The following is a 25,729-nucleotide window of genomic DNA, read 5'->3' as shown; positions in this document are numbered from 1 at the left end:
GCACGCGAGGCGCCCCCGCGCGCGGAGGCGCCTCGCGTGCTCTTCGGGGGAGGCTCGCTCAGCCGAGGAGTCCCTTGAGTGCCGTGAAGCTGCGCTCGGCCGCGCCGAACGAACCCGGCGGATTCGGCAGGGTGTTGGGAGCGGTGTCCTGCTCCCAGATGCCGACGTGCGAGGCGCGCGGCCCGATGTCGCGGATGAACTTCTCGTACGGGAGGTCTCCGGCACCGAACTCGACGATGTCGAAGCCGTTGGCGTTCGCCGAGTTGGCGTCGCCGTCCTTCATGTGGAACAGCGGGTAGCGGTACGGCTGGTTGCGCACGTACGCCGCCGGGTCGAATCCGGGCCAGCGGTACTGGCCCACGTACGCCCAGTAGATGTCCAGTTCCAGATAGACGTGGCGCGGGTCGGTGTTCTTGAGGAACACGTCGTACAGCCGGACCGACGGCTGGTCGGTGGCGAACGCGAACTCGCCCGCGTGGTTGTGCTGGTAGAGCTTCAGACCGCGCGCGGTCGCCGCGGCGCCCCAGACGTTGAACTCGTCGGCTGCGGCGCGGTAGCCCGCGACGGTGTTGACGTTCGTCGGCGCGTTGGCGGTGCCCACGTGCGGCATGCCGAGGATCTGCGCGGCGTCCAGCTCGCCCTGCAGGTTGGAGCGGAAGTTGCCGATGCCGACATGGCTGCCGACCGCGGTCAGCCCGTTGTCGTCGAGCAGCTTGCGGATCTCGGGGACGGTGATCTGCCGGCCAAGGATGGACGTGTTCTGGGTGTACCCGGCGAACTCGATCTCCTTGTAGCCGATCCGGGCCAGCTCGGCGAGTACGACGGCGAAGCCGAGTGAGGAGACCTTGTCGCGGATGCTGTAGAGCTGGATGCCGATCCGGTCCTTGGGGATGGACAGACTGCTCGGCGCGGCGGCGGCCGAGGTCGCGGTGGCCCCGGTGACGGAGGCGGCGGCGAGGGCCACGGTGGTGCCGGCGGTGGCGCGCAGGAAGTCCCTGCGATCGAAGGACTTGTGAATATGGCTCACGGTCACTCCTGGGGAATGAGGAGAAGAGGGTACGAACCGGGGCGCGCGCGGCCGGAGTGGCTGCTCTCGTCGGTGCGCGCCGCGACGGCGGAGGGTGACTGCTGTGCCGGCGGGAGGGGAAGCGCCGAGCGGTGCGTAGGGCGTGGGTGTGTCGAGGCGTAGCTGCTTCGGTGCGGGGTCGCGGGGTCGCGGGGGTTCGCAGGTACGGCGACGGGGGCGGTCGCCGTCACCCGCTGGTGTCGCGGCGGGTGCCGCCCGGCGTCAGAGGCGGGACTTGCCGGCCTCGTGGGCGTCGGCCTTCGCGGCCGCGGCGCGCTCGGCGGCCTTCTCGGCCAGCTCGGCGCCACGGTCCTGCGGCGCGGCCTTCTTGGCGGAGCGGGAGGACGACGCGCCGGCGGCGGCGGTGTCCCCGGTGACGGCGCCGCGGATACGCGCCAACTCGCCTACGACCAGGACGGGGTTGTTGCCGGTCGCGGTGAGTCCGCCACGCACGATCGCGTTGTCGAGCACGGAGTTCGCGGTGTTGTCGGTGACGGCCAGGTTGCCGCCGAAGTACGAGGCGCCCGCGCAGGATCCGAGCACGCCCTCGCCGCCGATCTGGAGGTTGTCGGCGTTGCCCGAGTACTTCGCGGCGCCGTACACCTCGCTGGCGCAGAACACGCCGCCCAGGGTGTTCCCGTTGACGGTGAGCGCGCCCTTGACGGTGGAGTCGTACACGTCGGTGTACTGGTTGCCCTCGCCCGTCAGCGCCGCGTTGAGGGTGCTGCCGGAGACATACAGCTCGCCGTCCTCGGTGCTGACGTTCCCGCCGAGCGTCGAGTCGACCGCGTAGACGAATCCCTCGGTGGCGTCGACCGTCTTGAGGTTGCTCTTCTCCAGGTGCGTGCCGAACGCGGACTTGGTCGTCAGCGCGCCCTTGACGGTGGTGTCGGTGAGGTCGAGGTAGGCGTTCTCCTCGACGTTGACCGCGCCGTTGAAGGTGGCGCCCGCCGCCACGAGGTCGGCGCCGGCCTCGACCGTCACCGAGCCCTTGACTCTCGTACCGGTGAGGGTGCAGGACTTCCCGGCCGGTACGACCAGGTCGTTGCTGACGGTCACGGCCCCGCCGTCGCCGACACAGGTGGTGTAGAGGGCGGCCTGGGCGGAGCCGGAGAAGGCCACCAGGCTCCCGGATGCCACGAGCGAGGCCGTCGCGATGAACGTACGGATCTTCATGTCGCTTCCCTTCAGCTGCGGTCACGGCAGAGTCGGTGACCCGGCCGGTTTCCCCGTCCTGCGACGGGGGTGCTGCACGGTGCGTGTGCGACGACCGTCGTGACGGCGATCGACGCAGCGCCTCGTGACGGGCGGTGGCCCGGCCATGGGGGGAGAGACGTGGAAAGACTCGTGTGGTGAAGGGCGTTCGGGGGAACGCCGATCGGCTGCGGTGTTACCGCGACGAAACAATGTCTCGGTGGGCCGAGACATTAGAGCGCCGCGTGGGGACTGTCCAGAGGTTCGGTACGAATCTCTGGAACTTTCTAATGATTCATCAAAAGGTGTGCCGTGCCGGTGGAAAAGGCGACGGAACGTGCAGGGGGCGGGCGCTCGTCCGGCGGGGAAGGCGCAACGGCGCGGCTGTGTGCCCGCGTTCGCGGTCGCGAAGCGGATGGGTGCTCGGAGGGTTCCGGCCCTGTCGAGGGCGGGCTACCGCGGCGCGGATTGCGGCGCGGGCCGCGATCCGGGCCTCGACGCGCGCTTCGGTGCGGGCTGTGGTGCGGGCTGCGATGCGGTTTCGGACGCGGCCTCGGACGCGGACGAGCGTGCCTCGTCGTACGCCTCGCGGGCCGTGAACACCGCGTCCAGCCGCCGTTCCGTCCAGCGCGCCAGCCCCCACACCTGCTCGGCCGCCTCGCGGCCCAGGTCGGTGAGTGAGTAGTCCACGCGCGGCGGGATGACCGGCTTGGCGTCGCGGTGGACGAAGCCGTCCCGTTCCAGGGTCTGAAGGGTCTGGGCGAGCATCTTCTCGCTGACTCCGTCGACCGCGCGGCGCAGTTCGCTGAAGCGGTACGAGCGCTCCAGCAGGGCGGCCAGCACCAGCACGCCCCAACGGCTGGTGACATGTTCCAGCACGATCCGGGAGGGGCACATCCGCCGGTTGACGTCGGGGCCGGGAGCGCTTTCGTCCATTCCGGTACCTTACTTCAAGGTGGGTACTTCCTCACGGGAAGTGTGGAACCTATCGTTGGTCCAGCGAGTTACGAACCAGTGCCAAGCCTGGCAAACCGTAGGAAATGGATAGGGCGTCTCATGAGCATCGTCGTCACCGGAGCGACCGGACACCTCGGCCGTCTCGTCATCGAATCCCTGCTGACCGCCGATGTGCCGGCGGGCGAGATCACCGCCGTCGCGCGGGACCGGGAGAAGGCCGCGCCCCTGGCGGCGCTCGGTGTGGAGGTGCGGATCGCCGACTACGACAGGCCCGAGACGCTGACGGACGTCTTCCGGGCCGGCGACCGCGTCCTGCTCGTCTCCGGCAGCGAGGTCGGCCGCCGCGTACCGCAGCACACCGCCGTCATCGACGCCGCGCGGGCGGCGGGCGTCGCACAGCTCGCGTACACCGGCATCCTGGGCGGCCCCGACGCCGACCTCGGACTGGCCGCCGAGCACAAGGTCACCGAGCAGCTGATCCTGGACTCCGGGCTGCCGTACACCTTCCTGCGCAACGGCTGGTACACCGAGAACTACACCGAGAACCTGGCGCCCGTGCTGGAGCACGGCGCCGTCGTCGCCGCGGCGGGCGAGGGCCGCGTCGCCAGTGCGAGCCGCGCGGACTACGCGGCGGCGGCAGCCGCGGTGGTGACCGGCGAGGGGCATCTGAACAAGGCGTACGAGCTGTGCGGCGACACGGCGTGGTCCCTCGCCGAGTACGCGGCGGAGCTGTCGAGGCAGACCGGCCGGACGATCGCCTACAACAACGTCCCCGGTGAGACGCTGCTGGGCATCCTCATGGGCGCCGGTGTGCCCGAGGCGATGGCCGGGCTCCTCGTGGACGTGGACAAGGCCATCGAGCGCGGACTCCTCGTCGGTACGACGGGTGACCTGTCCCGCCTGACGGGCAGGCCCACGACGCCGTCGGCCGAGACGATCGCCGAGGCGCTGAAGGCCTGACGCGCTGCCCTCGGGTCGGCTGGCCCCGACGTCCGTCCATGACGTCGGTCCTTGACCGGCTGTCTCCGGCCGCCTGTCTTCGACCGGCTGTCTCTCACCGTTGGCCGGGCGCATCCGCCCGGCCAACGGTTCGGCACCTCGGGCTCACACCCCCGTGGCGAACGCGTCCACCCCGGTCAGCTCCGCCGACAACCGCCACAGCCGCGCGGCCTGTTCGGGGTCGGTCGCCCAGGCGTTCACCCCGCTGCCCAGCACGGTGTCCGGGGCGGCGGGCTCGGCGATGTCGCAGTCCTCGCAGTACACCCCGCCCATGCCCACCAACTGCGGCGAGGTCGCCGCCCAGACGTGCGTCGCGGCGCCCTGTTCGGGTGTCTTCCAGCCACCGTTCGTCGGGCTGGCGTCGATCGCCGTCGACAGATCAGCCAACTCCGCCTCGGACATGTGACGTCCCAGCGATGTGGCGATGGTGCCGGGATGCAGCGAGAAGGCCCGTACCCCGGAGTCCCGTCCCAATGCGTCCAGTTGGACCGCGAACAGCGCGTTGGCGGTCTTCGCCTGGCCGTACGCCTGCCACTTGTCGTAACCCCGCTCGAACTGCACGTCGTCCCAGCGCATGGGCGAGAGCTGGTGGCCGTTGGAGGACACCGACACCACGCGCGCCCCGCCGCGCTCGATCGCCGGCCACAACCTGTTCACGAGCGCGAAGTGGCCCAGGTGATTGGTGACGAACTGCGCCTCCCAGCCGGGCCCGACGCGCGTCTCCGGGGAAGCCATGATCCCGGCGTTGTCGATCATCAGGTCGATGCCGCGGCCCGAGGCGAGGAACCGGTCGGCGAAGGCCTCGACGCTGCGCAGATCCGTCAGATCCAGCTCGTCCACCTCCACGCCGTCAATCCCCTCGACCGCGGCCTCGGCGGTCGAGGGCCGCCGCGCGGGGACGACCACGCGCGCTCCGGCGCCGGCGAGTGCCTTGGTGGTCTCCAGGCCGAGTCCCGAGTAACCACCGGTGACGACCGCGAGCCGGCCGGACAGGTCGATGCCCCGCAGGACGTCGCCCGTGGTGCTGCGGGCTCCGAATCCGGAGCCGATCCGATGCTGTTGAGTGGTCATGAATCGAAGCTACGAGTTGGAGTGCGCTCGAAGGCAACTCCCACGCGGTTCGTGATCCATCAAGGCTTCGGCGCCCGGCCTGTCGGCGTCCGAACGGGCGGAGAAGCTTCGACCAGCGGCCTCGTCGGGACGCGGCACAACGGGCGTACCTGGCGTGGTCCGCCGGTTCGGCGACGGCCTCGAAGATGGTTCGCGCCTCCGCACGGAGCGCGGTGGCGGTCAGCAGCTCGTCCAGCCGCCCGGCAAGCACCGGACGTCCCACCGAACGCCCCACCGGGCGTCACGCTCCCGCTGAACGCCCCTGGTTCGACGGGCACTTGAATTCGGGCGGGGACTTGAACTTGACGTAGGCGTCAAGTCCTACCGTCGTCACGACCCGTCGTCCCCGTCCTGAGGAGTCGCGATGACCGCCGCTGTCCCTGCCACCCACGGTGAAGTGTGGCTGCGTGCCCGGCCGGACGGTCTGCTCAGCACCGATCACTTCGAGGTGGTCCGGGTGCCGGTCCCCGAGGTGGGGGCCGGGCAGGTGCTGGTGCGCAATCGGCTGATGAGCGTCGCCGCCGTGATGCGTACGTTGCTGGGGGGTGGCGCCGATCTGCCCGTTCCGGCGGCCGAGTTGGGCGAGCCGCTGTGGGCGCCCGCGGTCGGCGAGGTGGTGGTGGCGCCGGGCGGCAAGTTGGCGCCGGGTGATCTCGTGACGCACAGTCGGGGCTGGCGTGAGTACGCGGCCGTCGACGTGGCCGAGGCCCGGCGCGTCGACCCTGCGGAGCTGCCCGATCCGGCCGCGTACCTCTCCCAGGCGATGACCGCGTGGCTCGGTGTCGTACGGGGCGCCGAAGTGCGGCCCGGGGACACGGTGTTCGTGACCGGCGCGGCCGGCGGTGTCGGGACGATGGCCGGGCAGTTCGCACGGCTGCGCGGGGCCGGGCGGGTGATCGGCAGTACGGGCTCCCGGCTCAAGGGTGAATACCTGGTGCGGGAGTTGGGGTACGACGCCGTCGTCATCCGGGGAGCGGCGGCCCCGATCGAGGAGCAGTTGCGGGAGGCGGCCCCCGACGGCCTGGACGTGGTCTTCGACAACGTCGGCGGTGAGCAGCTGGTCGCGGCGCTGGCGGTGGCCGGGCGGGGCGCGCGCGTGGGACTCGTCGGCGCGCTGTCCGGCCAGCTCTCCGGCGACTTCGCGGCGCCCGTCGGGATCGACACCGGCTCGCTCATCATGCGGGGGATCACGCTGCGCGGGATGTCGGGCAGCGATCATCTGGACGCGATCCCCGAGGGCATGCGGGAGTTCGGGCGTGGCCTGCGCGAAGGGACCATCGTCTTTCCGCATGTGCGGCTGTCGGGCATCGACCAGGCGCCCCGGGCGCTGTGCGAACTGCTCGAAGGACGCCACACGGGCGCCGTGCTGGTGGAATTGTGATCGTTGTCGGACCGAGGGCGCCCGACCTGGAGGGATCTGCCATGCGTATCGGCGATGCGGCGGCGGCCGCCGGCCTCACCCCGCGGGCACTGCGGTACTACGAGCAGGAGGGCCTGCTGCGGGCCAGGCGCATGGCGTCCGGCCACCGGGAGTACGGCCCCGAGGACGTCCACCGGTTGTGTGCCGTACGCCGGCTCCTGGAGGCGGGTCTGACGATCGGCGATCTGAAGACCTTCGTCGATGTCCTCGACATGGTGTACCCGATGGACGGCGAGGACGCGGGGCCGGGCCCCCGGGAGCGGCTGGACCACTGCCCGGTCGCCGAGGTGACCGCCCGTCGACTGGCGGCGCTGGACGAACGGATCGCGCGGCTGGTCGAGGTGCGGAGCAGGCTGGCGGACGAGCTGGCGGGCCGGTTCGGAGACGTGTTTCCCGACCGGATCGTGAATCAGGGCGCGAACCGGAGTGTGGACCGGGCGGCTTGACGGGTGTGCTGACGGGCGGTTCGACGGGTGGATTGGCGTGGCTTGTCCGGCGGTGGCCGCGTACCTCCGGGGCGTGCCCTGAGTCGCCCACCCCCTCTATTGGTTGATCTTTCACCACACTGACACTTTCTGACGCTCGGTATGTCAACAAGAGCCGTTGAGGATGAACCGAGCATGTCAAAATGACCGATGCCCCACGCCGCGGTCGATCAGGAGGACGCAGTGAAGAAAAGCTCGCGCATCCGCAAGGTCTCATTCACCCTTGGCAGTGCCGTCGCACTGGTCATCGCACTGCCCGGGAGCGCTTTCGCCGCCGATCCCCCCAGCGCCCTGCCCGCCAACGCGGACGGACTTGAGCAGACGTTCCAGCCTGCGTTCGACTACGACACCGACGGTTGCTACCCCACCCCGGCCATCGGCCAGGACGGGACCATCAACCCGGGCCTCAACCCGAGCGGTGCGCTCAACGGCCAGTGCCGCGACTCCTGGGACCTCGACAACACCAACGGATACTCGCGGTCCAAGTGCAACAACGGCTGGTGCGCGATCATGTACGGCCTCTACTTCGAGAAGGACCAGGCCGTGGTCGGCAGCGGGCTCGGCGGGCACCGCAACGACTGGGAGCACGTCGTGGTGTGGGTGCAGAACGACCAGGTCCAGTACGTCTCCACCTCCGCCCACGGCAATTTCGACATCCAGACCCGTGACCAGATGCGGTTCGACGGCACGCACGCCAAGGTCGTCTACCACAAGGACGGCATCGGTACGCATGCCTTCCGCCCCGCGAACGGCAACGACGAGCCGCCGGAGAACCACCAGGGCACCTGGCAGTTCCCCCGGCTCGTCGGCTGGAACGGATACCCGGCGGGTCTGCGCGACAAGCTGAGCCAGGCCAACTTCGGCAGCGCCGTCTTCGGCCTCAAGGACGGCAACTTCAACGGCCACCTGGAGAAGGCCAAGCCGGCCGGCATCCCGTTCGACCCCAACGCCTGATGAACCGGGCCGGGGGTGCGTGAGGCGGTGCACCCGCCACCCCGCCCCCGGCCCGGCCGCTGATACCTTTCCCCTGTGTTCCTCTTCCGTGTGTAGGACCTCGCAGAGACCGCGACTGACGTTCCGTCGCGGTCTTTCGGCGTCCCTGTACGGCCGCGGCGTCCGAACTCGCGCCGCCCTCTTCGAGGAACCACTCCGATGTCTTCGTACGCCGCTGTCCTGCGGACCCCGTATGCCCTGACCACCTTCGGTGCCGCCCTGCTCGGCCGGCTCTCCTACGGGACGGTCTCCCTCTCCCTCGCGCTGGCGGCGAAGGACGCCTCGGGCTCCTTCGCCGTCGCCGGCACGACGCTGGCGCTGTTCGGTGCGACCAGTGTCGTTCTCTCGCCCGTACGGGCCGTCCTGGTCGACCGGTACGCCCCGCGCCGGGCGCTCGTGCCGATGGCCGTCGTGTACGCCGCGCTGCTCACCGCGTTCGCCCTCGTCACCCGCGAGCAGTCAGGGGCGGGGGTGGTGGCGGGCGCGCCGGGCCCGGCCGGCCCGGCCGCCACCTCGGCCGTACTGCTGGGCGCTCTCGCCGCCTGCGCCGGGGCCTGTACGCCGCCGCTCGGCCCCACGATGCGGACCCTGTGGGGGCAACTCATGCCGGACCGGCGGATGTTGCAGCGCGCGTACAGCCTCGACGGTGTCGCCGAAGAACTGCTCCTCGTCGCCGGTCCCCTCCTCGTCGGGGTCCTGGTGGCGTACGCGGAACCGGCGGCCGGGGTCGCGGTCAGTGCCGCGCTGGTGCTGTCGGGGACGGTCGCGTTCGCCCTGTCACCCGTGCCGTTCCCGGTGCGGGCCGCGAAGCCACGCGTGCGGGGCGTGGACTCGCCCCGTACCGGACCGCGCGGTCTCGGCCGGCCGGTGCTGGCGGCCGCCGGGGTCGGGATCTGCCTGGGCGGGCTCGACCTGCTGGCCATCGCCTTCACCGAACAACAGCACCGGCCGGGCGCGGTGGCATGGGTACTTGCCGCGCTCTCCGCCGGCAGCGCGGTCGGCGGCCTGACGTACGGCGCGGTCTCCTGGCGGTCGGCCGCGCGGCCGAGGCTCGCCGTGATCTGCGCGGCGCTCGGTGTCGCGCTGGCGGTCGCGGGGCTCGCGCCGAACGTGTACGCGCTCGGCGCGGCGGCGGCCGTGGCGGGGCTGTTCGTCGCTCCGGCACTGACCACCGCCTACTTGATCGCGGACGAGGCCGCCGCGCCCGACGCCCGTACCCAGGCGGGCGCATGGGTCAACACAGCGGTGAACGCCGGGAGTTCGGGCGGTACGGCTCTGGTGGGCCTGCTGGTGGGCAAGCTGCCGCTGTCCCTCTGCTTCGTACTCGTGGCCGCACCGGCGCTGGTCTGCGCCGCCGTGACGCTCCGCGGCGAAAACCACCGGAAGCGGCGTTGAGCAGCGGCTACGCTCTCCGCACCCGAGTGCCCGAGGTGCCCCCAGAGCCGCGACGGAGGAAGACCGATGAGCCGCCCCCTGCTCTACGTCGATGTGGACGGCCCGCTGAACCCGTACGCCGCCCAGCCCGAGCGGCGCCCGGCCGGCTACTCGACGCACCGGATGAAGCCCGAGGGCTGGATCGCCCAGCACCCGGACACGCCTCGGGCAGAAGTGAAGCCGCTGCGGGTCTGGCTCGACGTCGACCACGGGCGGCGGCTCCTGGAACTCGGCGGACGGTACGACCTGGTGTGGGCCACCACCTGGGGGGAGGAGGCGAACGTGTTCATCGGGCCCGTCCTGGGACTGCCCGAACTGCCCGTGGTGGACTGGCCGGTGACGCACGACACCGGACCGGACGGGACGTTCTGGAAGACGCGCCATCTCGTCGCGCACGCCGCCGGCAGACCGTTCGCCTGGGTCGACGACGAACTCGGCCCCGCCGACCGGGCCTTCGTCGCGGCACACCACGAAGGATCCGCCCTGCTGCGCCACATCGACCCGCGACTCGGCCTGCTGGACGCCGACTTCGCGGCGCTCGACTCCTTCGCAGCACGCATCAGGTGACCTGGATTCCGGGCTTGACCTGAAGCCTGGTTGAGGTCTTAGCGTCAAGTCTTGTTGATCGTTGATCATCCCTCGATCTCGATCTCGACGACGGGAGAAGACCTCATGATCCTGGTGACCGGGGCCACCGGAAATATAGGAAGCCCCCTCCTGCGAGAGCTTCGGGCATCCGGCGCGGGACCGCTGAGAGGGCTCACCCGTGAACCCGAACGGGCCGCCTTCCCGCAAGGGGTCGAAGCCGTGGCGGGCGACCTCGCGCGGACAGCCTCGCTGAAGTCCGCGCTGGAGGGGGTGCGGTCGATGTTCCTCGTGTCGCGTATGGGGGCGGACGACGAGATCATCGAGGCGGCCCGATCCGCCGGTGTGGAACACGTCGTCCTGGTGTCGTCCATCACCGTCCAGACCCATCCGCGTCTGGGCCCCGCCGAGGAGAACCTGGCCGTCGAGCGGCTGCTCAAGGACAGTGGCATGACGTGGACCATCCTGCGTCCCACACAGTTCGCCTCGAACGCCCTGTGGTGGGCGGAGGCGATCCGCGACCACGAGGCGGTCCGCCTGCCGTACGCCGACATCGGCCTCCCCACCGTCCACCCCGCGGACATCGCCTCGGTGGCCCGTGCGGCGCTGACCGAGCCCGGCCACCGGGGGCACACGTACGCGCTGACCGGTCCGGCACGGATCACGGCCCGGCAGCAGGTCGCGGCCATCGCGGCGGTGCTGGGGCGGGACGTTCCGTTCGCCGAGATCGGCCGGGAGGAGGCGCACCGGCGGTTGGCCGTCTTCCTGGGCGACGAATCGGCGGACGCGGTGCTCGACCTGACGGGCGGCGACGTCAACGACGAACTGCTCATGGTGCGCGACACCGCTCCCCGGATCAGCGGCACCCCGGCCAGGACGTTCCGGCAATGGGCCGCGGAGAACGCCGCGGCCTTCCGCTGATCGTCAGGCGCCGGACCGCCGCCTCGGCCGGGCCCCGTCGTCGGGGCCCGGCCAAGGGGCATGCGGGCGATGGGTGTTCGGGCGGGGGGCGTTCGGTCAGGGGCCGGTCAGCAGCGCCTCCAGTGCCTCCGCCGTCTCCGGGTGCCGGAGGGTGAGGACCGCGCCGGACGGGGCCGGAGCGGTGGTCTCCCACGTGCCCTCGTAGCCCAGCAGATCCGCGACCGCGTCGCATGTCGCCGGGTACGCGGCGAGCAGCGCGGCACCCGCACCCGCAGCACCCGCACCCGCACCGGCGGTCCGGGTGGATCGAGGCATGGCCCCCGTGTCCGGGTGCTCCAGCCAGGGCGGCACCCACGCGTCCAGCGCCGCGAGCCGGCCGGGGAAGATCCGGCCCGCCTCGCGGATCAGGAGCGGCGCCAGCTCGGAGCCGTCGGACCGCAGGGTGCGGATCAGGGTCGGCAGCCACGGCAGCAGTACCGGATCCGGCAGCCGTCCGAACGCGTTGGACACCGCCTCCACGACGAAGTCCGCGAGCTGCGGCACCGGCTCCAGCGCGTGCAGGAACCCGCTGAGATAGCGCGGATAGACCGGCACCACCAAGGGGTTGCCGAGCAAGTCGTCGCAGCGCGACCGCAGTTCGGCCCGGGAGAGCTGTCCCAGCTGGACCTGGGCCGCCCACAGCAGCGCCACCTTGGCAGGCTCCCGCGGATGCGACTGCGCGAACGCGAGTTCCAACTGCGTCCGGTCGCAGCCGAGCGACAGCGCCAGACTCTCCATGCTGAACAGGAAGCCCAGCATCGCGGCGACCTGCCGGACGGTCGCGTCCTCGTCGCCGAACGCCGTCGGCAGCAGGGTGCAGTAGTGCGCGTACCCCGTCTTGACGAAGGACTCGATCCACGGCGGCAGCACCGGCTCGCTCGTCCGGTAGTACGCCAGCAGCCGGCGCACCAGCCGCAGCACCTCCGGCGCACCGTCGACGCTGCGCTCGGTCGCCAGAACCTCCAGGGCGCGCGTGCCCAGCTCATCGGCGAGGCGGCGGCTGCGCAGATACAGCGTCGCGTCCTCCACCGCCTTCAGCACGTCGGCCGTGGTCGCCTGCGAGTCGTACGCGCGGCGCCGCAGACGCTGCTCCAGGACCTGCTCGATGGTGACGCCCTCGTACCCGAGCTCGATCAGTTCCCGCTGATGAGTGCCGAGCGCCAGATCCCACGACTCCTGGATGGGCCGCTCGCCGAGCCGCCGTTCGCCCATGATCGCTCGCGCGGCGCCCCACGGCAGCAGCTGGCGCAGCATCCACAGCACGTCGGAGCACCGCCCCAGCTCCGGACTGGCCGCCATGTCCAGCAACGCCCGTTGCACACCGCGCTGTTCGAGTTTCAGGTTCAGCGGTGCGAGCCGGTCGTGCACGTCGCGCGCGAGCGGCGGCAGGGAGTCGTAGCCGACCTGTCCGATCCGGTCGCCGCCCATCATGATCTCGACGATGCGGCGTACGTCGCGGCGGCCCGGCACCGAGTCCTTCTCGATACAGGTGATCGCCGCGTCCTGGAAGTCGTACGGCGTGGGCCTGGCCCGGTCGCGCATACCGGCCAGCAGGATCGACGTCTCGAACACGGCGATGGCGTCGGCGGTGGAGGCCAGATAGCCGTTGCGGCGTGCGGCGCGCACGATCTCCACCGACCAGCCGAGCAACTCGGCCTCGTCCAGCGGATCGAGCACCGGCGCGCGCCGCAGGAAACCGGACAGCTTGTCCGAGGCGTCGTCCACGCCCCCGGGGACGACGGGCACCTCGGCCTGCGCGGTTCTCACTGTCCTCGCCGTTTTCGCCGGCTTCTTCGCGCCCACCTGCCCCTCCAGCCGGAACGGCTGGACCCGTGTGCGCTTGAGGTTCTTCGCCCACTGGGTCGCCGCGATGGAGACAGAGCCGGCGGTGAGACCGAACTGCGCCTCGATCGCCGTGTGGCTGGAGGGAATCAGACCGTGCTGCCACACACTGCCGCTCGGCGGACCGATCTCGAAGGTCGCGGCGCCGTCGACACCGAACTCCGCGACCCGGCTGGCCGCGTGGAACGCGCCGCAGACGTAGAGGCAGTCCGCGGCATCGGTGCCGGACGCGGCGAGATGCTCGCGCATCCTGGTCCACATGTAGCGCTCGCGGTCCTCGTCCACGCGTACCCGCCCGGCGTCGCCGGGCGCCAGCCGCCGGAAAAGGCTGCCGATCAGCAGCATGACCTGCCGGTAGGTGTCGTGGTCGCTGTCGCCGAGCGGCAGCTCGACGTACTGGTGCCACCACTCCGACCAGTGCCGCACCCGGCCGTGGCGCAGCAGATGCTCCTCCAGCTCGGCGAAGCGCGGACGCAGGTCGCCGATCTCCACGCCGACGGCGTCGCCGTGCAGCGCGGCCTCCTCGTCGGCCGGCGAAACCTCCACAGGAGTCTCCGCGGTCGCCTCCGCGTCGGCGGACTCCGCCGGGTCCGTCCCGCCCGTCTGCCACTGGAACACATGGTCCGACGAGCGGTCGACGAGGACCAGCTCCACGCCCGGTGTGTCCAGCGCGTAGGCGATCGCCTGGTACTCGGCCGACGCCTCGGTGATCGGCGCGACGACCGACAGCGGCGCCCAGTCCGCCGGGAAGCCCTTGACCTCACTCGCGAACGCCTGCACCGCCACCGGGAGACGGCAGTTGCGCAGCTCGGTCAGGAGCGGTGCCATGTCCTCGCACAGCTCCAGATAGACGACCTTCGGCCGCTTCTCCCGCAGCCGTCGCGCCATGGCGATCGCCGAGGCCGGTGAGTGGTGGCAGACGGGGAAGATCTCCAGCGGTTCGCGGACCGCGCGGTCCACGTCGTCGACGATGCCGAGGAGGATGCCCTCCAGCGCGTCGGGCCCGTCGGCCAGCGCCGTCGCGGCCTCCCTCAGCTCCGTACGCAGGGCCTCGAAGACCGCCCCCTCCCGCACGGGGCTCACGAGAGGGTGGCGATCGCGTCCCGACCGCCCTCCAGGAACTCCGGCCAGGAACCGCCCTGTTCCTTGCTGCGCGGCTCCACGACACCGTGCAGGTACTTGTTGAGGATGGCCAGGTCCTCCGGTTCGCGCCGCGCCAGCGATCCGACGAGCGAGGAGGCGAGGGCACGGGCCGTCAGCTCACGCTCGCCGAAGAAGTTGCTGTGCAGGATCGCGTCCTCCAGGACGCCGATCTGCTCGGCGCTCGACAGCGCGGACTCCAGCTTCTCGTCGTCGCTGCCCGCGGCCGCGGCGGAGGCGCGCAGATCGGCGAAGCTCTGGAGCAGCACGTCCAGCAGCGTGGGCGGCACGTCCAGTTCGATCTGGTGCCGGCGGAGCAGCTCCTCGGTACGGAAGCGGACGATCTCCGCCTCGCTCTTCCTGTTCGTCACCACCGGGATACGGACGAAATTGAACCGGCGCTTGAGCGCGGAGGACAGGTCGTTGACGCCCCGGTCGCGGCTGTTGGCGGTGGCGATGACCGAGAAGCCGGGCTTGGCGAAGACGATGCCGTCGCTGTCCAGCTCCGGGACCGAGATGTACTTCTCCGAAAGGATCGAGATCAGGGCGTCCTGGACGTCACTGGTGGAGCGGGTGAGCTCCTCGAACCGGCCGATCGCGCCGGTCTCCATCGCGGTCATGATCGGCGAGGGGATCATGGACTCGCGTGACTGGCCCTTGGCGATCACCATGGACACGTTCCACGAATACTTGATGTGGTCCTCGGTGGTGCCGGCCGTGCCCTGCACCACCAGGGTGGAGCTGCGGCATATCGCGGCGGCCAGCAGCTCGGCCAGCCAGCTCTTGCCGGTTCCCGGGTCACCGATCAGCAGCAGGCCACGGTCCGACGCCAGCGTGACGACGGCGCGCTCCACCAGGCTGCGGTCACCGAACCACTTCTGCGGGATCTCCCGGTCGAGGCCGTCGGCCCGCTCGGACCCCAGGATGAACAGGCGGACCATCTTCGGCGAAAGGCGCCAGGAGAACGGCTTGGGACCGTCGTCGACCGACTCCAGCCAGTCCAGCTCCTCCGCGTACTTGATCTCGGCGGGGGCGCGCAACATGTCTGACATAACAGGGCCTTTCTAAGCGAGAAACGTCTTGAGTTCGTGAACAAGCCTGCGGATGTGGCCGGAGACCACCGGTGTGCCGAGCGCCTTGAAGCGCTCCCGGAACCAGGGGTTGACCTCCTGGCGGCCGGAGCTGGTCACCGAGCCGACCGGGATGAACTTCACGCCGGACCGGTGGACCTCCTCGATGCCCTCGAACAACGGCTGGGAGCGGCCGAATTCGTAGAAGTCGGAGATCCACACCATGACGGTGTCGCGCGGTTCGGAGATCTTCGGGCGGGCCATCGCCATCGCGACGGGACCGTCGTTCCCGCCCCCGAGGTTGGTGCGCAGCAGCGTCTCGAACGGGTCGTTCACCCACGGAGTGAGGTCGATCGCCCGGGTGTCGTACGCGATCAGATGCACATCCACCTTCGGCAGCCCCGCGAATATGGAGGCCAGGATGGTGCAGTTGACCATCGAGTCGACCATGGAGCCCGACTGGTCGACGACCACGATCAGCCGCTGGGGCGTCGTCCTGCGCGCGGTGTGGCGGTAGAAGAGGCGGTCGACATAGAGCCGTTCCTCCTCGGGGCTCCAGTTGGTGAGGTTCTTCCAGATCGTGCGGTCCAGGTCGAGATTGCGGTACACCCGCTTGGGCGGCACCGAGCGATCCAGGGCGCCGACCGTGGACTTCTCCACCTGCGTCCGCAGCACCTCGGCGACCTCGTCGACGAAGCGCCTGATGAGGGACTTGGCATTGGCCAGTGCCACGCCGGACAGGTTGCTCTTGTCGCGCAGCAGCTGCTCGATCAGCGACATGCTCGGGGTGAGCTGTGCGGCGAGCTTGGGGTCGGCGAGCACCTCGCGCAGGTGCATACGCTTGACCAGGTCGGCTTCGATGGCTCCCAGCTCCGGACCGATCCCCGGAACCAGCCGGCCGCCGATGTCGGGGCGCCCGGCGCCCTGTCCGGGCCGGCCCCCGCGCAGCGCGCCGGGCTCGCAGCCCAGTGCGCGCTCCAGCCAGCCCGCGTCGGACTGCCACTGCGAGAGCTGTCCGGCGGTGACCGTGCCGGAGCCGGCGCCGGGGGCGTAGACGTTGAGCAGCACCTTCGACACCAGCGCCGCGCGCCGCACCTCGGCGGCACGGTCCCGCTCATCGGCGCTGTCGCCCTCGGCGCCTTCCTTGTCATCCGGTGTGGACGGCGGCGTCGGCACCATCAGTCCGTCGAACTCGGCGGCCAGTTCGGGGTGACGCTGCACGGTCGTGTCCACCGACACCCTCGGGTCCAGCAGCGCGGGCGGCAGGCCGATGTCCTCGACCACGGCGAGGCTCGCCGACTCCAGCGCCGCCTGCTCCTCGGGATCGAAGAGCTGGGCGAGGAGACGCCAGTACAGAACCTGGCGGCGGTTGTCGTGGGAGTTCGCCTCGGGGGCCTGTCCCGTCATCTCCGTCATTTCCGCAACAGCCTTCCGGCTCGCTCGCGCAGCACCGCTCCGGCGTCGGTGGCGGCCTTCTCGGCCTTGGCCCCGGCCTTGTCGGCCGTGCCGCCCGCCCACGCTCCGGCGTGGATCGCGGCGGGCTTCTTCCGTACGAGGGTCTCGACGGCGAGTGGCTGGACGATGAACTCCTCGGCGTCCCAGCGGAGCAGGCCGACGCACGCCACCGACGCGGCGACGGCCGTGGGCGTGAGGGGTCCGGCGGTCGGAATACGGTCGGTGTCGACGGCCAGTCGGTGCCCGGCGACAGCGAACGTCAGGCCGTCGTCGTCCTGTTGGGCGCTGTAGCCCTCCAGGAAGACGGGTGTGGCGATGCCCGCGGGGTGCCGGTCCAGGGGCGCGGTCGCGGGAGCCGCGGCGGTGGCCATGGCGACGCGGGCGGTGGCGAAGGCGTCGGCCGGTCTGCCCGTGCGTGCCTGGGCGTCGTTCCAGATCAGGTCGCCCTCGGCGGTGACCGGCATGTCGGTGAGGTCCATCGAGCGGCCTTCGCTCACGGCTGCCAGGAGCGACATGTGCGGGCGCAGGAGCTGCCAGAGGCCGGCGCCCACGACCGTGTCGGGCTTCGGCACCGACACATTCGCGCGCACGAGAAGGGGCAGGGCACCGTCCGCGGGCTCGAACACCGCATGCACCTGAGCCTGTACGGCGGTCGCGTGCTCCTGCACGTCGACGCCCAGGGGGAGGAGACGCCCGGTGGCCGTACCGGTCACGGGTACGTCGGCCGCGCCGGGCACGGTCAGCATCATCGCCCGCGACCACAGGTCGGCCCAGCGGCGAACCGGTACGCGGTCCAGGGCCGTGCCCGGACAGGACGCGGCGAGTTCGGCGGCGAAGCCGTCGAGAAGCGTCGCCAGCCGGCGCACGGCCGGGTCCGGCAGCATCGCGGAGACGACGGGCGCCGCCCCGGAGACCACGTCGTGGTCGATGCCCTGCCAGCCGCAGCGCGCCAGGTCGGACAGCCAGGAACGGGCGGCGGTCAGCAGATTCCCCGCCTGTCGACCGGTCGGGGCCGGGACGGTCGCCTCGGCGCGGGCCCGGCCGGTCGCCTCCTCCACGCGGGCCGCGAGCGCGTCGTGGACGGAGCCGAGCAGGGCCGTACGGGCGGCGGCGAGGGCGACGAAGTGGTCCTCGCTCGCGGCGCCGGCCGCCGCCTTCTCCGCTGCCTCGGCGACCCGCGCGGCCAGCGGTGTCCCCGCCACGGCGTCGGCCAGCTCCGTCAGACCGGTGGTCAGGACGGCGTGGGGACGGAGCAGACCGACGACAAGGGCCCGGTCGAATGCGTCGACGGCGGCCAGGGCCTCGTCGAGCCCGTCGACGGTCTCGATGAGCAGGTCGGCGCGCATCACGCCACCGCCCTGGTCGGCGGGAACCACTGCATCTCCGGCAACGGCCCGGTCGTCGCGGCGAGTTCGAGATACGCCAGGTGGCGCAGGAACCGGCTGAAGACAGGCGCGGCCGCCGTGCTGTCGCCCGGCGGGGGACGCGTGCCGATCATGCTCATGGTGAGGGACTGGGCGCTCGGCTCCCCGTCCACGGTCTCGACCCGGAGATAGCGGGCGACGCGCTCGGCGCCGTACTGCAGCACCGCTTCGTTGACCAGGGTGCGGATGTGATTGCAGAACCCGCCCCGCGCACCGCCGCACGGCCGGTTGTTGTTCGTGCTGCAGGCGTACGCGTAGGTGCCGGCCCCGACCGACGAGACGTACACCCGCTCGATGTCCGAGCCACTGGACACCACACCCTGCAGGCGTCCGTCGGCCAGCTCGACGAACGGGACCTTGGCGAGCTTGCGCGGCCGAGCGGGTGGAATCACCCGTGCCGTGCTCGACCTCTCCCAATCCGACACCGCACCATCTCCTTTTCACCAGGGGGAATTTGGGCGCCGCCAGAACGGCGGAACACCCAGGAACCTACTGGTGACCACTGACAACGCCGATCACGATCCACAGGGCGCGGTGAGCGTCCGTGGGGTGATGTGCGGCAGCCGGCGGTGAGAGTGCGGCGAATGTGGGACCGGGGTCCGGAGGCCGGGGACTCGGTGACGTGGAGCCGGGCAGCGGCCGTGCGCCCGGCAGGTGACATCAGGTCACGGCTTGCACCGGCGCACCAGACCCTCGTCCTGGAAGTGACTCACCCACGCGTTCACCTCGGGGCGCAGCGACTCGGAGGCGACGCCCCAGTGCTCGGCCAGGACCTCGGCGGCGCGGTCCGGCTTCCAGTCCTGGCGCTGCAGAGCGATCCACATCAAGGTGCCCGTGGGGCCGCAGCGATGCCGCAGACCTGTGCGAGGAAGGAAGAAATCCACCTTGCCGTCGGGCAACACTTGCGTTTCCAGACCGCTTTCCGATCGCATGGTGACTTCGTCCTCCAATTGTTCGCGGGTAGTTTCGCGCCGTGCTGCGGTACGAGCATATTGCTGAGTGCATCGCAATGAAATCCGGCAGACCCCCGGCATTCAGGTGGACGAAGCGTCACCGGCCGTAGGGGGGTTGCGTGCACCTTGACAACGGCGCCGTTCGGCGCACCTGGGAGAGGTGGCTGAAAACCGTTCTCATCAGGCGTGATGTAGTTCTTCGGGAGATTACTTCCGGCCAGGGAATCGAAGAACTTCTACTCCTGATACACAGCCTGAGTCCAATGATTCGAAGGCGTCGGGTAGTTGCGCTGGTGCTTGTCGACGCGCAACACGTGTCACTATTCGGCAGGGGAGTCCATTTGTGTGCGAATGAACATGCCGCCCGGGAATGGGTGGTACGGCTCGATGTCGTCACCAAGATCTAAGGGGCGGTTACGATCAGGTCGCCGGGGTCAAGGAATTGTCCCTCAGCTTCGGCGCGGGCGCTTTCGCCGCCGTCATGGGTTCGTCCGGTTCGGGCAGGAGCAACTCCCCGCTCCGCACCACGCCGTCGGGTCGACGGTGCGCGGCGGTGCGCGGCGGCCCGAGGCGGACGAGTGGCTGCCCGCCGCGCGGAGCCGGCGCGTCACCGCGCTCGCTCAGGCACCCGCGCGAGGAACCGCCGAACCGCTCGGCCCGTGCAGCTTCCGGTAGGCGGTCGGAGTCACGCCCACCTCCCTCCGGAAGAGCGTCCGGAAATTCGAGGCCGTACCGAAACCTGTCGCACCGGCGATCCGCTCGACCGGCCAGTCGGAGCCCTCGAGGAGCCGGCGCGCGCCGAGGATCCTCTGCAGGGCGACCCAACGCATGGGGGGCATTCCCGTCTCACCGGCGAAACGCCGGATGAAGGTTCTCCGCGAAAGTAGGCTGTGGTCCGCCAGTTGCTGGACGGTGATCGGCGATCCGATATTCTCGATCACCCATTCCCGAGTCGCCCGCAGATCGCTGCGGGGAGGAGTGAGCGTGTCCATGTACTGCGGCTCGTTCGCACCGCGCACAGGAGAGCTGACGACGTCCTTCGCCACGCCTTCCGCGACGGTGACGCCGAAATCGGTCCGGACGACATGGAGGCACACGTCCATTCCGGCACTCGCGCCCGCGGAGGTGAGAACGGCCCCGTCCTCGACAAACAGTCGATTCTCCACGACGTCGACCGACGGATGCATCGTCCGAAGTCGATCGGTGTATTCCCAATGCGTCGTGGCCGTCCTGCCGTTCAGTATCCCACTCGCCGCGAGGGCGAAAACACCCGTGCAGACGGCGACGATACGGGCACCCTGGGCCACGGCGATCCGCAGTGCCTTGAGATAAGTCTCCGGGATCGGTTCGTCCGGATTCTCATAGCCGGGAATCACGACGACATCGGCGCACTCCATGTCGGAGAGCGAGTGGGTCGGCCTGATGTTCGCGGCCACGACCTGCGACGACCCGTCACCGGGATCGCCGGCCGGGTCGACATCACGATCTCCGCACACAAAGACCCGATAACCCGGATGCCGGCCGAACACATGCGCCGGGATGCTGACGTCCAGCGTGTAAAGCCGCGGAAGCGCGAGAATCGCGACAACTATCTTTCCGTCTCCGGACCGCAATGACGCTCCCTTGCCTCCGCGTTTCCCGCCCAGGGTAGCTCACGGGCACGACAGTTCGACCTGGTGCCCGGCCCCGGCACGATCCTTGCCGTAAGTGGCACGCCGCAGCCTGTTCCACCCCGATCTCGCCCAATACTGTCCTCGTTGAACTCACTTTTTGATGATCGGAGCGCCATGAGCGACGCACACCAGGATCAGGCCGAAAGCTTCGGTGTCCCCTGGGAAGAGAGTTACGGGTACGTTCAGGCGATCAAGCGTGGCGATACCATTTATGTCTCGGGTCAGGTCGCACACGACGGCACGAAACTCGTCGCCCCCGCTCCGGTCAACGATGACGGACGGGTTACCGATTTCAGCAACATGGGCGATCAATTGCGCCAGTGCTATGCCAACGCGGCTCAATTGCTGAGGCGTTTCGGCGCATCGCTGGACGACGTCGTCGACGAAGTCCTCTACGTACTCGACGCGGATGCCGGTGACGCCGCGGCGGGCCCGGTGCGCAAGGAGGCGTACGGCCGACCGGACCCACAGGTCGCGAGCACCATGATCGGCACGTCGCGGCTGGCCTTCCCCGAACTGCTGGTCGAGGTCAAACTGGTCGCCCGAGTCTGACGGGCCCACTCGCACGCCCCACCCCGTACGCCCCCGGCGCCCCGCCCCCGGCCCGGCCCGGGGCCGCTACGGCAGCGAGCCCCCGGTCACGTCCAGCCAGTGCCCGGTGACCCAGCGGCCGTCGTCCGACGCGAGGAAGGCCACCACCCCGGCGACATCGTCCACCCTGCCGACCCGGCCCAGCGCCGAAACCGCGGCGGCCCGCGCCCACGCCTCGTCGCTCGCGCGGATCTGGGACGCGGTGTTGTCGGTGTCGATGATGCCGGGGGCGACCGCGTTGACCGTGATGCCCCTGGGGCCAAGGAGTTTGGACAGGTCGCGGGTGAAGACGTCGAGCGCGCTCTTGCTCATCGCGTAGGCGATCAGCTCCGGCATCACCGCCGCGTGCGTCAGCCCGGTCGACACGTTGATCACCCGGCCGCCGTCGGGCATCCGTTCCAGGCCGAGTCGGGTGAGGAAGAACGGCGCGCGGGTGTTGACCGCGAACAGCCGCTCGTACTCCGCCGCGCCCATCTCGTCGTACGCGGTCGACGTGCCGATCCCCGCGTTGTTGACCAGGATGTCCACCCCGTCCGCGTGCCGGTCGTACTCCGCCCACACCGCCTCCGCGTCGCCCGGCGATCCCAGCTCCACTCCCAGCGCGAAGGCCGAGCCGCCCGCCTTCTCGACCGCCCTGACCGTCTCCGCCGCGGCGGCCGCGTTGGTGCCGTAATGCACGGCGACACGCGCCCCCTCCTGACCGAGCCGCTCCGCTATGCCCCGCCCGATGCCCCTGCTGCCGCCGGTGACCAGCGCCGTTCTGCCGGTGAGCACGCCCATGGCCACGCCCCCTTTTCTCTAGTGGTCGCTACAGAAAGAACCGTAGCAGATCTCTAGCGGTCACTACAGAACGCGTTACGATGGCGGCATGGCCACCAAACAGCGCGGCAGGCCCCGCTCCTTCGACCGCGACGCGGCGCTGGAGCAGGCGACGATGACCTTCTGGGAACACGGCTACGAGACGACGTCCATCGCCGACCTGACCAGCGCCATGGGCATCGGAGCGCCCAGCCTCTACGCCGCGTTCGGCGACAAGAAGGCGCTCTTCGCCGAGGTCGTGGAGTCGTACGCGGTGCGATACGGCTCCTTCGGCGCCCGCGCGCTCGACGAGGAGCCGACGGCCCGCGCCGGCCTCGCACGGCTGCTCACCGAGACGGCGGCCGAGTTCACCGATCCGTCGCATCCGCGTGGGTGCCTGATGATCTGCGCGGCGGTCAACTGTGTGACCCCCGAGGTCGAGAAGGCCCTGCGGGAGCGGCGTGAGGCGAACATCGCCAGCTTCGAGAGCCGTGTCCGCGCGGGCATGGCGGCGGGCGAACTGCCGCCCGACACAGACCCGTCCGCCCTCGCCCGATTCGTCGGCGCCATCATCCAGGGCATGTCCCAGCAGGCGCGCGACGGCGCCACGAGAGCGGAACTACAAGGCGTGGCCGACACCGCGATGCGCGCCTGGCCCGCGTAAGACATCCGCGGCAGGGACCCCTCACGGCGCCGATCGCTACGATCGCGACGTGTGCGCAAACATCATGGTTGCCGAAGACGACGTCAAACAGGCCGAATTGGTACGCCGATATCTGGAGCACGAGGGGCACACCGTCACGGTCGTCGCCGACGGCCGAGCGGCTCTTGAGGAGGTACGGCGCGGGGAACCGGATCTGCTCGTTCTCGATGTGATGATGCCCCGGGCCGACGGCCTCGACGTGGTGCGGATCCTGCGCGCCGAGTCCCGCGAGGTGCTGGTACTGATGCTGACGGCGCGCAGTACCGAGGACGATCTGCTGCTCGGGCTGGATCTGGGCGCGGACGACTACATGACGAAGCCGTTCAGTCCTCGGGAGCTGATGGCCCGGGTACGTACGCTGCTGCGCCGCAACAGGCGTTCCGGCGCCCCCGGTCCAGGCTCCGCGAGCGCGGTACGCACCGCGCCCGCCGCCGTCGAGGACGAGGCGCTGTCGGTGGGCACACTCAGGGTCGATCCCGCCCGGCACGAGGTGTCGGTCGGGGGGACGCAGGTCGTGTGCACCCCCGGCGAGTTCCGGATACTCGCCGCGATGGCCATGGAGCCCGACCGGGTCTTCACCCGGGAGCGGCTTCTGGAGGAACTGCACGGCTTCGACAAGTACATCAGCAACCGCACCGTCGACGTGCACATCATGCATCTGCGCAAGAAGATCGAGCACGCCCCACGGCGCCCGGTCCGGCTGCTGACCGTGTTCGGCGTCGGCTACAAACTGACGGACCCCGCGAAGAAGGTACGCCATGCGCCGTCCTGAGCAGTGGCAACAGAAGCGGCAACAGAAGCAGCGGCGGCGGAGGCCGCGCCTGCCGCTCCGCAGGAGTCTGCTCGGCAGGCTGCTGATCGTGTCGGTGTCGGTGGCCTCCTGCGCGGTCGCCGCCACGGCCTGGCTCGCGGTGCAGACCACCTCCGGAGCGATCCGTCAGGAGCAGGGGCGGGACCTCAGCTCCGACGCGAAGATCTACGACTCGCTGCTGGGTTACGCGGCCACCCACCCCAGTTGGGAGAACGTCGAGGACACCGTGCGCGAACTGGCCCGGAAGTCCCAGCGCCGGATCGTGCTGACCACCGAGGACCGGCGGCCCCTCTTCGACTCCGCCGGTGAATCCTCCGCCGGTGCTCCGTCCGCCGCGCCGCTGCCGGCCCAGGCCTCGGCAGTGGTCGATCCGCTGTCCGTCGACACGGTACTGGTGCCCGAGGACATGACAGCCGCCGGCGCGGACCGTGTCGATCCACGGGCTGTGGGCCCCTTCCTGCTGCCCGCGAAGGAACGCACCGAGCTGCGGCGGATCACGGCCGAGCGGGTCGCGTGCCTGAGCTCGGTGGGCATCGCCGCGGACATGGTCGACAGCCCGAGCGGCCGGCCTCGGGTCGATTTCGTACGCGACGAGACCGAGCCCAGCCCGGAACTGAAGTGCCTGGCAGGCGAGTCGGACCCCACCCCGACCGAGGAGGAGGCCCTCCAGGAACTCGACGAACTGGCCGACGCCTGCCTGAAACGGCAGGGGCACAAGGGCACGACACTCAATCTGGACCTGTCCTGGGACCGGAGGTCCGTACAGCTCGACCCGTCCGCCACCAAGGCCCTCGCCGCGAAAATGGCGGCCGACCGGCAGCAGGCCGAGAAGCGGCAGACCAAACAGAAGCGGACCGAAGAGAAGCCGGTCACGGCCGCCGATCGCGGGTACGACCGGGCCATCGCCTCCTGCGTCGGCAGCGCCCGCCGCGAGCAGCTCACGGACTATGTCGCCGCGCCCGCACTGCTGTTCATCGACGGCACCGGCGCCGTCAGCGTGCCCGGCTTCGATCTCTCACCGGCGAACACCGCACGCATCGTCGGGGTTACGGCGCTCGTCCTGGCTCTCACCGTGGGTGTTTCGGTGTTCGCCGGTGCCCGGCTCGTACGGCCCCTGCTCGCCCTCACCGGAGCCGCCCAGCGGATGCGGGACGGCCTGGACTCCGCACCGGTGCCGGTCGGCCCGGACAACGAGATCGGACGGCTGGCCGCGGCCTTCAACGACATGGCCGTGCACCGCGCCCGGCTGGAGGAGCAGCGCAAGGTGATGGTCAGCGATGTCGCCCACGAACTGCGCACCCCGCTGAGCAACATCCGCGGCTGGCTGGAGGCGGCACAGGACGGTCTGGCCGATCCGGACCCGGCGTTCGTCTCCTCGCTCTTGGAGGAAGCGGTCCAGCTCCAGCACATCATCGACGATCTGCAGGACCTGGGAGCGGCCGACGCGGGCGCGCTGCGCCTGCACCCGGAGCCGGTGTACGCCGACGATCTGCTCGGCCAGGTCGCCGCGGCGTACCAGGGCCCGGCCGAGACCGCCGGCGTCACCCTCACGGTCGCCGCGACGACGCCCGGCCGGCCGGGGCCGTCGCTGTACGCCGATCCCGTCCGGCTGCGTCAGGCGGTCAGCAATCTTGTCTCCAACGCGGTACGGCACACACCGTCCGGCGGCCGGGTGACCCTGCGTTCGTACATGACCGGCCCCGGGGAAGGGGACGGGGTCGGGGACGAGGTGGTCCTGGAGGTGTCCGACACCGGCGCCGGTATCCCGGTGGACGACATCCCGCATGTGTTCGACCGCTTCTGGCGGGCGGAGAAATCCCGCAACCGGAGTACCGGCGGCAGCGGCCTCGGCCTGGCCATCGTGCTCAAGCTCGCCGAGGCGCAGGGCGGAACGGCGAGTGTCGTGAGCACCGAGGGGCAGGGATCGGTCTTCGCTCTGCGGCTGCCGGTCGCGCCCGGCGAAGCGTCGGACAACACAGCCTCGGTGGCAGGCGCCGCCCGGCCTGACGATTGAGGCATTGAGGCTCTGACGAGATCAGGCCCTGATGCGATCAACATGACGCTCT

At 70.4% G+C, this 25,729-nt stretch carries 23 protein-coding genes; 11 read left to right on the top strand and 12 right to left on the bottom strand.

Annotated features, from left to right (window positions below; genetic code table 11):
* Positions 1-58: 58 nt before the first annotated feature.
* The 3 genes from ACFT9I_RS17015 to ACFT9I_RS17005 form a co-directional block, all read right to left on the bottom strand.
* Positions 59-1,027 carry a sugar phosphate isomerase/epimerase family protein gene (locus ACFT9I_RS17015; protein WP_382564954.1) on the bottom strand — a complete coding sequence of 323 codons (969 nt, stop codon included), beginning with the start codon at positions 1,025-1,027 and terminating at the stop codon, positions 59-61.
* 261 nt (positions 1,028-1,288) lie between these two features.
* Complete coding sequence (locus ACFT9I_RS17010) at positions 1,289-2,242, bottom strand: hypothetical protein (protein WP_382564952.1); 954 nt, start codon at positions 2,240-2,242, stop codon at positions 1,289-1,291.
* A 471-nt stretch (positions 2,243-2,713) separates the two neighbouring features.
* The gene (locus ACFT9I_RS17005) at positions 2,714-3,196 is read right to left on the bottom strand and encodes a winged helix-turn-helix transcriptional regulator (protein WP_382564951.1); all 483 of its coding nucleotides are present in this window, start codon (positions 3,194-3,196) and stop codon (positions 2,714-2,716) included.
* 120 nt (positions 3,197-3,316) lie between these two features.
* On the opposite strand from ACFT9I_RS17005, the gene ACFT9I_RS17000 reads away from it, so the two are divergent.
* Complete coding sequence (locus ACFT9I_RS17000) at positions 3,317-4,177, top strand: SDR family oxidoreductase (RefSeq protein WP_382564949.1); 861 nt, start codon at positions 3,317-3,319, stop codon at positions 4,175-4,177.
* A 144-nt stretch (positions 4,178-4,321) separates the two neighbouring features.
* Here the strand turns inward: ACFT9I_RS17000 and ACFT9I_RS16995 are convergent, their stop codons facing one another.
* Positions 4,322-5,287, bottom strand: coding sequence for an SDR family NAD(P)-dependent oxidoreductase (locus ACFT9I_RS16995; RefSeq protein ID WP_382564948.1), 966 nt, complete (start codon positions 5,285-5,287; stop codon positions 4,322-4,324).
* A 403-nt stretch (positions 5,288-5,690) separates the two neighbouring features.
* Here ACFT9I_RS16995 and ACFT9I_RS16990 point away from each other — a divergent pair, with 403 nt between their 5' ends.
* The 6 genes from ACFT9I_RS16990 (at position 5,691) to ACFT9I_RS16965 (ending at position 11,164) form a co-directional block, all read left to right on the top strand.
* Positions 5,691-6,707, top strand: a complete 1,017-nt coding sequence (locus ACFT9I_RS16990; RefSeq protein ID WP_382564946.1) for an MDR family NADP-dependent oxidoreductase — start codon at positions 5,691-5,693, stop codon at positions 6,705-6,707.
* A gap of 41 nt (positions 6,708-6,748) precedes the next feature.
* Complete coding sequence (locus ACFT9I_RS16985) at positions 6,749-7,192, top strand: MerR family transcriptional regulator (protein ID WP_382564944.1); 444 nt, start codon at positions 6,749-6,751, stop codon at positions 7,190-7,192.
* Positions 7,193-7,414: 222 nt separating this feature from the next.
* A complete protein-coding gene (locus tag ACFT9I_RS16980; protein WP_382564942.1) occupies positions 7,415-8,185 on the top strand; it encodes an NPP1 family protein in 771 nt (256 codons plus the stop codon).
* Positions 8,186-8,383: 198 nt separating this feature from the next.
* Entirely contained in the window at positions 8,384-9,619 is a 1,236-nt protein-coding gene (locus ACFT9I_RS16975; protein ID WP_382564940.1) for an MFS transporter, read from the top strand.
* A gap of 66 nt (positions 9,620-9,685) precedes the next feature.
* Positions 9,686-10,225, top strand: a complete 540-nt coding sequence (locus tag ACFT9I_RS16970) for a hypothetical protein (protein WP_382564938.1) — start codon at positions 9,686-9,688, stop codon at positions 10,223-10,225.
* Positions 10,226-10,330: 105 nt separating this feature from the next.
* Complete coding sequence (locus ACFT9I_RS16965; protein WP_382564963.1) at positions 10,331-11,164, top strand: NAD(P)H-binding protein; 834 nt, start codon at positions 10,331-10,333, stop codon at positions 11,162-11,164.
* Positions 11,165-11,260: 96 nt separating this feature from the next.
* On the opposite strand, the gene ACFT9I_RS16960 is transcribed toward ACFT9I_RS16965, so the two are convergent.
* The 7 genes from ACFT9I_RS16960 to ACFT9I_RS16930 all read right to left on the bottom strand — a co-directional run bounded on the left by ACFT9I_RS16960 (position 11,261) and on the right by ACFT9I_RS16930 (position 20,700).
* Positions 11,261-14,128: a hypothetical protein gene (locus ACFT9I_RS16960; protein WP_382564936.1), complete on the bottom strand. Its 2,868-nt coding sequence runs from the start codon at positions 14,126-14,128 to the stop codon at positions 11,261-11,263.
* On the bottom strand, positions 14,125-15,237 hold the full coding sequence (locus tag ACFT9I_RS16955; protein ID WP_382564935.1) for an AAA family ATPase: 1,113 nt from the start codon (positions 15,235-15,237) through the stop codon (positions 14,125-14,127). The genes ACFT9I_RS16960 and ACFT9I_RS16955 overlap by 4 nt, the downstream gene beginning before the upstream one ends.
* 12 nt (positions 15,238-15,249) lie before the next feature.
* The gene (locus ACFT9I_RS16950) at positions 15,250-16,671 is read right to left on the bottom strand and encodes a VWA domain-containing protein (protein WP_382564934.1); all 1,422 of its coding nucleotides are present in this window, start codon (positions 16,669-16,671) and stop codon (positions 15,250-15,252) included.
* The gene (locus ACFT9I_RS16945; protein ID WP_382564932.1) at positions 16,668-18,086 is read right to left on the bottom strand and encodes a hypothetical protein; all 1,419 of its coding nucleotides are present in this window, start codon (positions 18,084-18,086) and stop codon (positions 16,668-16,670) included. Before ACFT9I_RS16945 ends, ACFT9I_RS16950 begins: the two co-directional genes overlap by 4 nt.
* Positions 18,056-18,559 carry a hypothetical protein gene (locus ACFT9I_RS16940; RefSeq protein WP_382564930.1) on the bottom strand — a complete coding sequence of 168 codons (504 nt, stop codon included), beginning with the start codon at positions 18,557-18,559 and terminating at the stop codon, positions 18,056-18,058. Before ACFT9I_RS16940 ends, ACFT9I_RS16945 begins: the two co-directional genes overlap by 31 nt.
* Positions 18,560-18,799: 240 nt before the next feature.
* Entirely contained in the window at positions 18,800-18,958 is a 159-nt protein-coding gene (locus ACFT9I_RS16935) for a hypothetical protein (RefSeq protein WP_382564928.1), read from the bottom strand.
* A gap of 749 nt (positions 18,959-19,707) precedes the next feature.
* Positions 19,708-20,700, bottom strand: coding sequence for a GlxA family transcriptional regulator (locus ACFT9I_RS16930; RefSeq protein ID WP_382564927.1), 993 nt, complete (start codon positions 20,698-20,700; stop codon positions 19,708-19,710).
* Between the two features lie 174 nt (positions 20,701-20,874).
* Between ACFT9I_RS16930 and ACFT9I_RS16925 the strand changes: the two genes are divergently transcribed.
* Positions 20,875-21,312: a Rid family hydrolase gene (locus ACFT9I_RS16925; RefSeq protein ID WP_382564925.1), complete on the top strand. Its 438-nt coding sequence runs from the start codon at positions 20,875-20,877 to the stop codon at positions 21,310-21,312.
* 66 nt (positions 21,313-21,378) lie between these two features.
* Here ACFT9I_RS16925 and ACFT9I_RS16920 read toward each other — a convergent pair whose 3' ends face one another.
* On the bottom strand, positions 21,379-22,131 hold the full coding sequence (locus tag ACFT9I_RS16920) for an SDR family oxidoreductase (protein ID WP_382564923.1): 753 nt from the start codon (positions 22,129-22,131) through the stop codon (positions 21,379-21,381).
* An 88-nt stretch (positions 22,132-22,219) separates the two neighbouring features.
* Between ACFT9I_RS16920 and ACFT9I_RS16915 the strand changes: the two genes are divergently transcribed.
* The 3 genes from ACFT9I_RS16915 to ACFT9I_RS16905 all read left to right on the top strand — a co-directional run bounded on the left by ACFT9I_RS16915 (position 22,220) and on the right by ACFT9I_RS16905 (position 25,677).
* A complete protein-coding gene (locus ACFT9I_RS16915; protein WP_382564921.1) occupies positions 22,220-22,813 on the top strand; it encodes a TetR/AcrR family transcriptional regulator in 594 nt (197 codons plus the stop codon).
* A gap of 64 nt (positions 22,814-22,877) precedes the next feature.
* Positions 22,878-23,624: a response regulator transcription factor gene (locus tag ACFT9I_RS16910; RefSeq protein WP_382564961.1), complete on the top strand. Its 747-nt coding sequence runs from the start codon at positions 22,878-22,880 to the stop codon at positions 23,622-23,624.
* Entirely contained in the window at positions 23,611-25,677 is a 2,067-nt protein-coding gene (locus ACFT9I_RS16905; RefSeq protein ID WP_382564920.1) for a sensor histidine kinase, read from the top strand. The genes ACFT9I_RS16910 and ACFT9I_RS16905 overlap by 14 nt, the downstream gene beginning before the upstream one ends.
* Positions 25,678-25,729: the final 52 nt, after the last annotated feature.

It is taken from the genome of Streptomyces sp. NPDC057137 (assembly GCF_042670825.1).
GTDB lineage: Bacteria > Actinomycetota > Actinomycetes > Streptomycetales > Streptomycetaceae > Streptomyces.
This window is presented reverse-complemented; position numbering and strand designations above follow the sequence as displayed.

Bases quoted from the DNA above. Each gene is read 5' to 3' on its own strand.
- ACFT9I_RS17010 (WP_382564952.1), bottom strand. From the start codon at position 2,242: ATGAAGATCCGTACGTTCATCGCGACGGCCTCGCTCGTGGCATCCGGG.
- ACFT9I_RS17005 (WP_382564951.1), bottom strand. From the start codon at position 3,196: ATGGACGAAAGCGCTCCCGGCCCCGACGTCAACCGGCGGATGTGCCCC.
- ACFT9I_RS17000 (WP_382564949.1), top strand. From the start codon at position 3,317: ATGAGCATCGTCGTCACCGGAGCGACCGGACACCTCGGCCGTCTCGTC.
- ACFT9I_RS16995 (WP_382564948.1), bottom strand. From the start codon at position 5,287: ATGACCACTCAACAGCATCGGATCGGCTCCGGATTCGGAGCCCGCAGC.
- ACFT9I_RS16990 (WP_382564946.1), top strand. From the start codon at position 5,691: ATGACCGCCGCTGTCCCTGCCACCCACGGTGAAGTGTGGCTGCGTGCC.
- ACFT9I_RS16985 (WP_382564944.1), top strand. From the start codon at position 6,749: ATGCGTATCGGCGATGCGGCGGCGGCCGCCGGCCTCACCCCGCGGGCA.
- ACFT9I_RS16975 (WP_382564940.1), top strand. From the start codon at position 8,384: ATGTCTTCGTACGCCGCTGTCCTGCGGACCCCGTATGCCCTGACCACC.
- ACFT9I_RS16970 (WP_382564938.1), top strand. From the start codon at position 9,686: ATGAGCCGCCCCCTGCTCTACGTCGATGTGGACGGCCCGCTGAACCCG.
- ACFT9I_RS16965 (WP_382564963.1), top strand. From the start codon at position 10,331: ATGATCCTGGTGACCGGGGCCACCGGAAATATAGGAAGCCCCCTCCTG.
- ACFT9I_RS16955 (WP_382564935.1), bottom strand. From the start codon at position 15,237: ATGTCAGACATGTTGCGCGCCCCCGCCGAGATCAAGTACGCGGAGGAG.
- ACFT9I_RS16950 (WP_382564934.1), bottom strand. From the start codon at position 16,671: ATGACGGAGATGACGGGACAGGCCCCCGAGGCGAACTCCCACGACAAC.
- ACFT9I_RS16935 (WP_382564928.1), bottom strand. From the start codon at position 18,958: ATGTGGATCGCTCTGCAGCGCCAGGACTGGAAGCCGGACCGCGCCGCC.
- ACFT9I_RS16925 (WP_382564925.1), top strand. From the start codon at position 20,875: ATGAGCGACGCACACCAGGATCAGGCCGAAAGCTTCGGTGTCCCCTGG.
- ACFT9I_RS16920 (WP_382564923.1), bottom strand. From the start codon at position 22,131: ATGGGCGTGCTCACCGGCAGAACGGCGCTGGTCACCGGCGGCAGCAGG.
- ACFT9I_RS16915 (WP_382564921.1), top strand. From the start codon at position 22,220: ATGGCCACCAAACAGCGCGGCAGGCCCCGCTCCTTCGACCGCGACGCG.
- ACFT9I_RS16910 (WP_382564961.1), top strand. From the start codon at position 22,878: ATGGTTGCCGAAGACGACGTCAAACAGGCCGAATTGGTACGCCGATAT.
- ACFT9I_RS16905 (WP_382564920.1), top strand. From the start codon at position 23,611: ATGCGCCGTCCTGAGCAGTGGCAACAGAAGCGGCAACAGAAGCAGCGG.